Raw genomic sequence first — 11,670 nt, 5'->3', positions numbered from 1 at the left:
GGGAATGGCTCTAGTATTGGAAAAACATAAAATGCCTGAGCAGGATCCTCAGGTCCGTGCTCATAATTTTCAGGAGGTAGCTTTGGGCTACGATGAGGAAACTGCTGTGGCAGAGGCTAACCGTTGCCTGGGCTGCAAGAATCCTCAGTGCCGTCCTGGCTGCCCGGTTGGAATTGATATTCCGGCTTTTATCGGCAAGATCAAGGAGCGGGATTTTGACAGTGCCATTGGTATTATCAAGGAGTCCAGCTCTCTGCCGGCAGTTTGCGGCCGTGTATGTCCACAGGAGAATCAGTGCGAGAAGAACTGCGTGCTGACCCACAAGGGTGAGTCTGTGGCTATTGGCCGTCTGGAGCGTTTTGTGGCTGATTATCAGCTGGAGAAGAACGAAGAGGTTAAGCCTATTGAATTTGCCCCGGATGCCCAGAAGGTGGCAATTATTGGTGCCGGTCCTTCCGGCCTGACCTGTGCCGGCGATCTGGCACGCAAGGGCTACAAGGTTACTATTTTCGAGGCCCTCCATGTAGCCGGCGGCGTACTTTCCTATGGTATCCCGGAGTTCCGTCTGCCAAAGGACAAAATCGTTAAGCGTGAGGTGGAGAACCTCCAGAAGATGGGCGTAACCATTGAGGTTAACTCCATTGCCGGCCGTCTATTTACTGTTGACGAGCTTATGGGTGAAATGGGCTTTGATGCAGTATTTGTAGGCACTGGTGCGGGTCTGCCTCATTTCATGAATATTCCGGGTGAGAGCCTTAATGGCGTGTACTCTTCCAATGAGTTCCTTACCCGCTGCAATCTCATGAAGGCCTATGATTTCCCTAATCACGCAACCCCAATTGCCATGGGCAAGAAGGTGGCTGTAGTTGGTGGCGGCAACGTTGCCATGGATGCGGCCCGTACTTCCCTGCGCCTTGGTGCTGACAAGGTTTACATTGTATATCGTCGCAGTGAGGCTGAGCTGCCAGCCAGAGCCGAGGAGGTTCATCATGCCAAGGAGGAGGGCATTGACTTTAAGCTCCTCAATAATCCGGTAGAGATTATTGGTGATGAGAATGGCTGGGTTAAGTCCCTGAAGTGCATTCGCATGGAGCTGGGTGAGCCGGATGCATCCGGCCGTCGTCGTCCAGTGGCCGTAGAGGGCTCCGAGTTCGAGCTGGATGTAGATACTGTTATTATGGCTATTGGTAATGGTCCAAACCCTATTGTGGCTTCCACTACTCCGGGTATGGACACCAACAAGCGTGGCAATATTATTGCTGATGAGGAGACCGGTGCCACCACCAAGGAAGGCGTTTTTGCCGGTGGTGATATTGTTACTGGTGCAGCTACTGTTATTTTGGCCATGGGTGCCGGCAAGAAGGCAGCTGCGGCTATTGATGAGTATCTAAAAAGCAAGAAGAAGTAAAGTAGGTATGTAAATCCGGTGGGTTGGTGCAGGGATGTGCCAGCCCACTTCTATGTAAATGAGTTTGAAGGTTTTATAATGATTTTAGTTTCATCCTGCCTATTGGGCAATAAAGTAAAGTATAGCGGAGGTTCCAATGATAATGGGCTCCTTATGCGCTATAGCCGTTATCTGACAGCTGTCTGTCCGGAAACGGCAGCCAATCTGCCTATTCCCCGTCCACCAGCTGAGCTGCAGCATGGTGACGGCATGGATGTTTTGAAGGGTACAGCCAAGGTTGTAAACAAGCTGGGAGGAGACGTTACATTACACTTCATTCAGGGGGCCAATAAAGTACTGGATATGGTGAAGAAGCACCGGGTGAAGGTGGCTATTTTGAAGGCCAACAGCCCGTCATGCGGTAATGAAATGATCTACGACGGCAATTTTAATGGCAATAAGATAGCCGGTGAAGGGGTTACAGCAGCTTTGCTGAGGCAGAATGGTGTAAGGGTTTTTTCAGAAAAGGATCTTAATGAAGATTTATTGCAGCGAATAATCGCAATGTATCGGGAGGAATAAAAGATGAGCAAAAAAGCAGAAATTTTCCAGGAATATTTGACCAGCCACAATTTGACCATGTTTACCCGTCAGGATCTGAATGATCAGCTGCAGACCTCTATTTTCCGGTCTGCCTTCAGCATTGATGGCCAGAACATTCCATTCATTATCGTGGTGGATGAAAGTGCCTTTGCCATGCTGCAGGTGCAGATCGCTCCTGAGGCAGTGACCAATGACAACAAGCTGAAGGTATATGATGCCGTCAACAATTGGAATATCTCCTTAAAGCCGTTTAAGTACGTGGTTGACAATGAGGGCAGCCTGATTCTCACCTGCTGCATGATGAATGCCGACGGCCAGATGGACGGTGACAAGACCAACGCCATGATGAACATTATTCTTGATTATCTGACCAAGGAATATAAGAATATTCTGGCAGCTATCGGCTGATAAGGAGCCACTTGACAATAAACCGCAAAGATTGATATACTTAGTAAAGTTTTTGCGGGCGTGGCGGAACTGGCAGACGCGCTGGACTTAGGATCCAGTGCCGCAAGGCGTGGAGGTTCGACCCCTCTCGTCCGCACCAGATAAAGTTAAATATTTTAGATACGATGATAAAGAGGAGTACCTGCAACGCAGCTCTCTAGAGAGGAAGGATAAGGTGTGAGCTTTCCGGGTGTGCAGCAGGAAAGGTAGCTTTGGAGTTTTCCGGCTGAACTGACAGTAGGCCGGAACGCAGAAACAGCGTTATGTAAATGAGCTTAAAATCCTTTGGGATTTTAAGGAATTTAGGTGGTACCACGAAAGCAGGCACTTTCGTCCTTTGTAGGATGGAAGTGCTTTTTTATTTACATTTGATTAATTTGAGGAGGTCTTGAACATGGAAGAAAACAACATTCCTAAGGTATATGACCCGAAAGCCTTTGAGAAGAAATGGTATGGCTATTGGGAAGAAAACAAGCTGTTTCACGCAGTGGTGGATGAGGAGAAGGAGCCTTACAGCATCGTTATTCCGCCACCAAATGTAACTGGTCATCTTCACATGGGCCATGCTCTGGATAATACCCTGCAGGATATTCTTATCCGCTGGCGCCGCATGCAGGGCTACAATACCCTGTGGATGCCAGGCTGCGACCATGCCGGCATTGCTACCCAGGCCAAGGTTGAGGCTGCTCTCCGTGAGGAAGGAACCAACCGCTACGAGCTGGGCCGTGAGAAGTTTCTGGAGCGCGTATGGCAGTGGAAGGAGAAGTTTGGCAGCCGCATCATGAGCCAGCTTCGTTCTTTGGGTTCTTCCCTTGATTGGGACAGAGAGCGCTTCACCATGGATGAGGGTTGCTCCAGGGCGGTTCGTGAGGTATTCGTAAGCCTTTATGAGAAGGGCCTGATTTATCAGGGGACCCGCATCACCAACTGGTGCCCGGACTGTAATACCGCTATTTCCGATATTGAGGTAGAGCATGAAACTGAGCAGGGCCATCTGTGGCATATCCGCTATCAGGTGGAGGGTGAGCCGGATAAGTTCGTAGAGGTTGCCACCACCCGTCCTGAGACCATGTTCGGTGATACCGGTGTGGCTGTTCACCCTGATGATGAGCGCTATAAGGATCTGGTAGGCAAGAATGTTATTCTGCCGGTAGTAAACCGTGTGATTCCACTCTTTGCTGACGAATATGTTGATTCTGCCTTTGGTACTGGTGCCGTAAAGGTAACTCCAGCCCATGACCCTAACGACTATGAAATGGGTTTGCGCCATGATCTGGAGCAGGTGAAGGTTATTTCCAATACTGGTAAGATGCTGGAGGGGGCCGGCAAGTATGAGGGCATGGACCGTTATGAGTGCCGCAAGGCTCTGGTTAAGGATCTGAAGGAGCTTGGTGCTCTGGTATCCGTTGAGGATCATGAGCATGCTGTAGGTCATTGCTCCCGCTGTCATTCCACCATTGAGCCAATGATTTCCACCCAGTGGTTCGTAAAGATGGACACCTTGGCCAAGCCGGCTGCCGATGCCGTTCGTGATGGCCGTATCAAATTCGTTCCTGAGCGCTTTACCAAGATTTATACTCAGTGGCTGGATAATATCCGTGACTGGTGTATTTCCCGTCAGCTTTGGTGGGGCCATCGTATTCCAGCCTGGTATTGTGATGATTGCGGTGAGACTACTGTATCCCGTGATGATGTTTGCCAGTGCCCTAAGTGCGGCAGCAAGAATGTCCGTCAGGATGAGGACGTATTGGATACCTGGTTCAGCTCCGGTCTGTGGCCATTTGAAACCATGGGCTGGCCTGAGGATACTCCTGAACTGAAGCAGTTCTACCCAACCTCTACTCTGGTAACCGGTTACGATATTATTTTCTTCTGGGTTGCCCGTATGGTAATGATGGGCCTGGAATTTGGCAAGGATATTCCATTCAAGACTGTTTACATCCATGGCCTGGTCCGCGACAGCCAAGGCCGTAAGATGTCCAAGTCCTTGGGCAATGGTATTGACCCACTGGAGATGATTGAGGAGTATGGTGCAGATTCCCTGCGCTTTATGCTGATTACCGGCAATACTCCTGGTAACGATATGCGTTTCTACAACGAGCGTGTTGAGTCTGCCCGTAATTTTGCCAACAAGCTGTGGAATGCTTCCCGCTTCATGCTCATGAATCTGGAAGGCTTCGACAAGAGCTTTGTACCGGCAGCTGAGGATTACACCATGGCCGATAAGTGGATTTTGTCCCGCTTTGCCAAGACCGCTCAGGGTGTTACCGAGAATTTGGAGAAGTACGAGCTGGGTGAGGCTGGCCGTCTGATTTATGAATTTATCTGGAGCGAGTTCTGCGACTGGTACATCGAGCTCAGCAAGGCCCGCCTGTACGACAAGAATAATGTTAAGCCACGTCAGACTGCCCAGTATGTATTGGGCTATGTTCTGGAGCGTACCCTGCGTCTGCTGCATCCATTCATGCCATTTATCACTGAGGAAATCTGGCAGCACATTCCACATGAGGGCAAGAGCATCATGGTGGCAGAGTGGCCGGCTGAGGACAAGACAATTGCTGACCTTATTGATGAGGATAGCGAAAACAGCATGACTACCATTATGGAGGCAATCAAGACCATCCGCGCCCTGCGTCTGGAGGTTAATGCGGCTCCTAGCAAGAAGAGTGAGGTTGTGCTGAACTTCACTGATGAGTCCCTCCGCCAGGTATTTGCTGATAATGAGGGCTATCTGACTGTCTTGGCATCTGCTGAGCCTGTAACCCACATGGCTGCCGGTGCAGATAAGCCGGATAATGCCATGGCCGGCGTAGTAAATGGTGTGGAGATTTTCCTGCCACTGAAGGACTTGATTGATGTGGAGAAGGAAACTGCCCGTCTTAACGGTGAGATGGCCAAGCTGGAGAAGGAAATTTCCCGTCTTGACAAGAAGCTGTCCAACCAGGGGTTCCTGGCCAAGGCTCCTGCTGATGTAGTAGCCGGCGAAAAGGAAAAGCTGGCTGGCTATCAGGAAAAGATGGATGCCGTAAAGGCCCGTCTTGAGGATTTGGCCAAGTTATAATACACCTCATCCGTCAGCTCTTACGGGCTGACACCTTCCCCTCAAGGGGAAGGTAAGATTAGAGGGGGGATAAGATGAATTATTCAGAGGCAATGGACTACCTTGAAGAACTCAATGTTTTTGGCATGAGTCTGGGGCTGGACCGCATCAAGCGGCTCCTGGATCTGATGGGTAATCCCCAGAATACATACAAGACAATTCACATAACTGGTACCAACGGCAAGGGCTCCGTAACCTGTATGGTGACGGAAGTCCTGAAAAAAGCCGGGATAAAGGTGGGTATGTATACTTCTCCCCATTTGGACTCCTATACGGAACGGGTCGTTATCAATGGTGATGAAATTAGCCGGGAAAAATTGGCGGCTGCCATTACTGTGGTGCGGGACCTGTGTGATTTCATGGTGGGAGAAGGGGATGAGCACCCTACCCAGTTTGAAGTACTTACAGCTGCGGCATTTTATCTGTTTTCCAAGGAACAGGTGGAGTATGCTGTTATCGAAGTGGGTCTGGGAGGTCTGCTGGATTCCACCAATGTTATTACCCCGGAAGTTTCGGTAATAACCAATGTCTCCTTTGAGCATGCCGATAAATGCGGTGGCACCCTGGAGGGAATCGCCCGGCACAAGGCGGGCATTATTAAGCCTGGGGTGCCGGCGGTCACAGGCGCCGAGGGTCAGGCACTGGATATTATCCGCCAGGCAGCTGCTGATAATAAGGCGGCTATCTATGTGGCTGGTCAGGATTTTGATGCCAGGCCTGTAAAACCATTGGGACAGCTCAGTATTCCACCGAACTTGGGGAATACCAGTGTAGGCAATATGAGCCCATCCATGATTGATTTGCAGATAGAGGCCTTGTCCACCTTGCCTTATGGACGGTGTGAATCGGAAGGGGCAGCAACTAGAACCCAGCTGGTGGAGTTTACTTCACGCAATGACCAGATGGCCAGCCTTGACTATAAGCTGTCCTTGCTTGGGTTGCATCAGGTAAGTAATAGCGCTTTGGCGGCTGCTGCGGTTATGCTCTTGGCTGTCAATGACCTGCGCATAACCCAACGGGCCTTGAAGCAGGCCATGGCCAATGTAAAGTGGCCGGGAAGATTTGAAGTAATTCCAAGAGATGGCTTTGAGCTGATTATTGACGGGGCCCATAATCCGGCGGGGATTAAGACCCTGCGGGAGAGCCTGGATTATTATTACCCGGACCAGCAGCGAATTTTCGTATTGGGAATTCTGCGGGACAAGGATTTTGAAGGCATGCTGGAAATCCTGCTGCGGCCGGAGGACAGGGTGATATTTACCACACCGTCCTCAGAGCGGGCGGCAGATCCGGTGGAGCTGCTGGAATGTACCAAGGTTGAGGCAAAGGAAGCCATCGGGGACCCTGCCAAGGCTTTGGAACGGGGACAGGAACTGGCGGGCTCTGATACCATTTTGGTTTGCACCGGTTCCCTGTACTTAATTGGATATTTGAGGACCCTGCTGAAATAAGCTGTGGTTCAGTTAAAAAGGAGTCATTGTATTGACTCCTTTTTTGCGTTACAATTATATAGATATAGTTTTTTAGTATATTTATAAATTTTGAGGTGAATTCTGTTGAGTGGGTTAAAGAAACTGGCTGCTTCCAGAGCAGTTAAGGACACCATTTACATGACAATATTATTGGAGGCTTTTTTCATCGGATTATCACAAACGGTTGCTATAGTATGTATGGGCGTCGGCATAGCATTGTTTTTGTTCCGTTGGTGGAAGGATCCGGAATTCAAGGTTAAACGCACCAGCTTTCATTGGCCAATCATTGTATATCTGATATGCAGTGCAGCTTCTATTTTGGTGTCGCCGGATAAGATATATACCCTGACCATATGGTTCGTATTGGTTATAATTTATCTGCTGACCTATGTGTTGGTAACACAAAATATTGATGATAAGGCGCAGATAAAATACATTGCCTATTCCTTGGGGGCTTCGGCGGCCCTTATTGTGGGATATGGTTTTTTCCAGTATATCTTCGGCATTGATACCAGCGAGATGAAGTGGGTGGATGGGGAAGCCTTTCCGGAGCTGAGCAAGCGGGTGTTTTCCACTCTGGAAAATCCAAATATTTTGGCGGCCTATCTGGACATTGTGGTCTGTGTTCTTTTGGGATTTTTTGATGCTTTTAAAGAAAAGCGTACGCGGATTATTCTGGGAGCAGCCATGGTGCTTACCCTGGCCTGTCTGGCCATGACCTACGCCCGTGGTGCCTGCCTTACCATTGCCCTTATCATGGCTGGATATGGTATATTGAAGGACAGACGGGTTCTTGGTGTGCTGGCTGTTTTGGTCGTTGGCTATTTGGCTTATAATCCGGTGTTCCTTGAGCGGATGAGTACCATGTTTTCTGTGGCAGATACTTCCTCGGAAATGCGTATTGCCATGTGGGAAAGCACGGTGCAGATGATTCTGGACCATCCGGTTTTTGGCATTGGCGGTGGCGCATATTCCCTGGTTTATCCTATTTATGATACCTACATTGTGGATGGCAGCGTAACCTTGGTTCATGCCCATAATATTTACCTTAACTATTTGGCTGAGATTGGTATCGTAGGGGGCTGCGCCTTTTTGATGTTCTTCCTGGGGTATACGGGCACGGCCTTATTCCCCCAGAAGGAGATGCCGGATACCTTAACTAGGGGATTTATGCTTGGTTTGGGCATGGCTTTGGTATCGGTGGCCTTAAACGGTCTTACTGATGATGTATTGTATAATGTTCCGTCCTCCATGTTATTATGGATGATGTGCGGACTGGTTTTCGTGTTAAAGGAGAAGATATAATTTGACTGTTTTTACTGTAGAATTTTGGACAGCCTTATTCTCTATTGTTATACTGGATCTGGTATTGGCCGGAGATAATGCGGTGGTAATTGCCATGGCAGCCCATCGTTTGCCGGATGAACTGAAAAAGAAGGCTGTTTTGGTGGGTACTGCCGGGGCGGTGATTATCCGTATTGTCATGACCCTGTTGGCGGTGTATCTCTTGTCTATTCCGTATCTTCAGGCTCTGGGTGGTCTGTTGCTGCTTCCAATTGCCATTAAGCTGCTGGCTCCGGCCAAGGAGGGCCATGTGGAGGAAGCGGATAATTTCGCCGGGGCGGTAAAGACCATTATTGTGGCGGATGCGGCCATGGGTATTGATAATGTACTGGCAGTAGCCGGAGCGGCCCACGGCAGCTTTTTGCTGGTGGTTATTGGTCTGATTATCAGTGTGCCAATTGTGGTGGGCAGCAGCCAGATTATTGGCAAGCTGTTGGATAACTGGCCTGTGCTGATTTATCTTGGGTCTGGTATTTTAGGCTGGACAGGAGGCAGCATGCTTATTCATGATGCCAGCATTGGTCCCGTAATTGAAGGTGCTTTGGGGCCTATGGCCTCGATTATTGTGCCGGCTGTACTGGCTTTGGGCGTTTGCATTATCGGGTATGGCAAAAAGAAGCAGGTTCAGGCGGAATAAACTGGTGTTGTGTGGGAGAGTTATATGAAATTACAAGGGTTGTCTTTAAGTGAAATTGAAGAACGCCGTGCCAAATATGGCAGCAATTCCCTGACTCAGCTGGAACGGGATTCCCTATGGAAAAAAATAATGCAGGGGTTTAAGGACCCTATGATAATGATTCTCTTGGTCGCTCTGATTATTCAGGGCGTACTTTATTTTATGGGTCAGGCGGAATGGTTTGAGCCGGTGGGCATTTTAGTTGCTATCCTCATTGCCAATGGGGTGGCATCTATCAGTGAGTACAAGCAGGAGGGCAAGGCCGTGGCCCTCAGAAATGACGAGGCGGCCAAGGATATGACCAAGGTTCTGAGGGAAGGAAGCCTGTCTGAGATTCCTGTAGCCGATGTGGTGGCTGGGGATATTATTTTTTTGCAGGCCGGTGACCGCTTGCCAACGGATGGTGTTTTGGTGGAGGGTTCGGTTAATCTGGACCAGTCCGTATTAAATGGCGAAACTGAGGAAATTTATAAATATCCTCTGACGGAGGAGGAAAACTCCTACGATATAGATGATTTGCTGAATTCCCACTATGCTTATCGGGGTACTGTGGTGTGCAGCGGTGAAGCATATCTGGAAAGCTGTGTGGTGGGGGATAACACCTTGTTTGGCAAGCTGGCCTTGGAGGCTCAGTCTGTGGCCCGTCGGACACCGTTGCAGGTGAAGCTGGACAAACTGGCCCATCATATTTCCACCTTCGGCTATGTGGGAGCCATCGCTATTGTGTTGGGTATCCTGATAAAGACCTTTGCAACAGGAGCGGCTCCGGACTCTGTATGGGAATGGGTGCGGCTGATTATTGATGCCGTAACAGTGGCGGTAACGGTTATTGTCTGTGCAGTGCCGGAGGGACTGCCTATGCTTACCTCCATGCTGCTGTCAGTGCAGAGCCTTAAAATGGAAAAGGACAATGTGCTGGTCAAGAAGATAAATGGTATTGAAACCTCCGGAAGTCTAAGCATTCTGTTTACTGATAAAACCGGTACCATTACGGAGGGCAAGCTGTCCGTGGTGGATATAACCCTGGGAGATTTAAGCAATATTAAAAGCATTGGCAGGCTGGAGCTGAAGCACCCGACGGGGGCAGCGGCTTCTGAGGATTATATAGAAAAATTCCTTATGGCTGCAGGCTTAAATAACAGTGCCCACGCGGGCAATGGGGCGGTAATCGGTGGTAACAGCACCGACCGGTCCATCATCAAGGCACTTATGGATGCTGAGCTTCAGGACGAGATTAAGCGGGATACGGCCATTGGTTTTAAATACTTTAATTCCAAGGATAAGTACTCGGCGGTGGCAGTGCGGGAAAATAATGAAGCCGTATGCTATTTAAAAGGTGCTCCGGAGGTTTTGCTGGATAAATGCAGCAGCTATTTAGGGGCAGATGGCACCGTTCATTCTCTGGCAGCTGACAACGGCCTGCAGCGATATATTGATGAACAGGCGGCCCGCTCCATGCGACTTTTAGCAGTGGCCTATGGTCCAGGGCAGGTCAATGAGCATGGGGAGGCTGAGGCAGCTGGCCCTCTTACGCTGGTGGGAATTATCAGTATCCGTGACAATCTGCGTCCGGAAGCCATGGGAGCTATCCGCGAGGTGCAGCAGGCCGGGGTACAGGTGGTCATGATTACCGGCGACAAACGGGAAACTGCCGTGGCCATTGCCAAGGAGTCCGGCCTAATTCATTCTGATAATGACGTGGTGCTGACTTCGGCGGAAATGAAGGCCATGTCCGATGGTGAGCTTAAAGCTGTTCTGCCAAAGCTGCGGGTTGTAGCAAGGGCCCTGCCAACTGATAAGAGCCGTCTGGTGCATGTGGCACAGGATTTGGATTTGGTTGTAGGCATGACCGGTGACGGGGTAAATGATGCTCCTGCCCTGAAGAAGGCGGAGGTGGGCTTTGCCATGGGCAGCGGCACTGAGGTGGCCAAGGAGGCCGGCGATATTACTATTCTTGATGACAATTTCCAATCGGTGGTAAAGGCAATTTTGTATGGCCGTTCCATTTTCAAGAGTATCAGAAAGTTCCTGATTTTCCAGCTGACTGTCAATGTGGCAGCGGTGCTGGTCTGCTTTTTGGGGCCGATGCTGGGGGAGAATATCGTGCTGACGGTTATTCAGCTTCTGCTGATTAACCTGGCCATGGATACCCTGGCGGCCATTGCCTACGGCAGTGAGCCGGCCTTGAAGGAATACATGCAGGAAAAGCCGGTGGCACGGCAGGAAAGCATCGTGACGAAAAAAATGTTAACGCAGGTTATCATTAATGCTCTGGTAATTACAACAATTTGTCTGAGCATTTTGTTCTTTGAACCGGTGCGGAATTTGTTTGGTGATGTGACCACCACCTATTTGAAGTCAGCCTTATTTGCCACCTTTATGATGGCCATTACCTTTAATGGCTTCAACGCCCGTACGGAGCATTTGAATGTATTTGAACATTTGGGCCGCAATAATACCTTCCTGCTTGTGAGCTTTGCTATCTTCGCCATGCAGTGGGTGTTCGTGGAATTTGGCGGTGAGGTCCTCAGCGTGGAACCACTGTCATTACAGACCTGGCTGTTGTGTGCCGGTATGGCCGTGTTGGTTATTCCGGTGGATGTAATCAGAAGAATAATTATTAGATAGTAGGTATGCCTAT

General features: G+C 49.6%; 8 protein-coding genes, 1 tRNA gene and 1 other annotated feature. All 9 genes read left to right on the top strand.

From position 1 onward, the window contains the following. The first annotated feature begins 4 nt into the window (after positions 1–4). Positions 5–1,408, top strand: a complete 1,404-nt coding sequence (gene gltA / locus D081_RS01045) for an NADPH-dependent glutamate synthase (protein WP_085022281.1) — start codon at positions 5–7, stop codon at positions 1,406–1,408. Positions 1,409–1,486: 78 nt separating this feature from the next. Then, on the top strand, positions 1,487–1,969 hold the full coding sequence (locus D081_RS01040) for a DUF523 domain-containing protein (protein ID WP_085022280.1): 483 nt from the start codon (positions 1,487–1,489) through the stop codon (positions 1,967–1,969). Between the two features lie 3 nt (positions 1,970–1,972). Continuing rightward, positions 1,973–2,398 carry a YbjN domain-containing protein gene (locus D081_RS01035; RefSeq protein ID WP_085022279.1) on the top strand — a complete coding sequence of 142 codons (426 nt, stop codon included), beginning with the start codon at positions 1,973–1,975 and terminating at the stop codon, positions 2,396–2,398. 54 nt (positions 2,399–2,452) lie between these two features. Next, positions 2,453–2,537 (top strand) — tRNA-Leu (locus D081_RS01030). A gap of 16 nt (positions 2,538–2,553) precedes the next feature. Then, positions 2,554–2,778 (top strand) — a binding site (T-box leader). Positions 2,779–2,831: 53 nt separating this feature from the next. Next, positions 2,832–5,498, top strand: coding sequence for a valine--tRNA ligase (locus D081_RS01025; RefSeq protein ID WP_085022278.1), 2,667 nt, complete (start codon positions 2,832–2,834; stop codon positions 5,496–5,498). A 74-nt stretch (positions 5,499–5,572) separates the two neighbouring features. Further along, entirely contained in the window at positions 5,573–6,988 is a 1,416-nt protein-coding gene (locus tag D081_RS01020) for a folylpolyglutamate synthase/dihydrofolate synthase family protein (protein ID WP_085022277.1), read from the top strand. Positions 6,989–7,093: 105 nt separating this feature from the next. Then, the gene (locus D081_RS01015) at positions 7,094–8,314 is read left to right on the top strand and encodes an O-antigen ligase (RefSeq protein WP_085022276.1); all 1,221 of its coding nucleotides are present in this window, start codon (positions 7,094–7,096) and stop codon (positions 8,312–8,314) included. Position 8,315: 1 nt separating this feature from the next. Then, entirely contained in the window at positions 8,316–8,990 is a 675-nt protein-coding gene (locus D081_RS01010) for a TerC family protein (RefSeq protein ID WP_085022275.1), read from the top strand. Between the two features lie 24 nt (positions 8,991–9,014). Continuing rightward, complete coding sequence (locus D081_RS01005) at positions 9,015–11,657, top strand: calcium-translocating P-type ATPase, PMCA-type (protein WP_085022274.1); 2,643 nt, start codon at positions 9,015–9,017, stop codon at positions 11,655–11,657. The last annotated feature ends 13 nt before the right edge of the window (positions 11,658–11,670 follow it).

Source organism: Anaerovibrio sp. JC8, assembly GCF_002100115.1.
GTDB lineage: Bacteria > Bacillota > Negativicutes > Selenomonadales > Selenomonadaceae > Anaerovibrio.
This window is presented reverse-complemented; position numbering and strand designations above follow the sequence as displayed.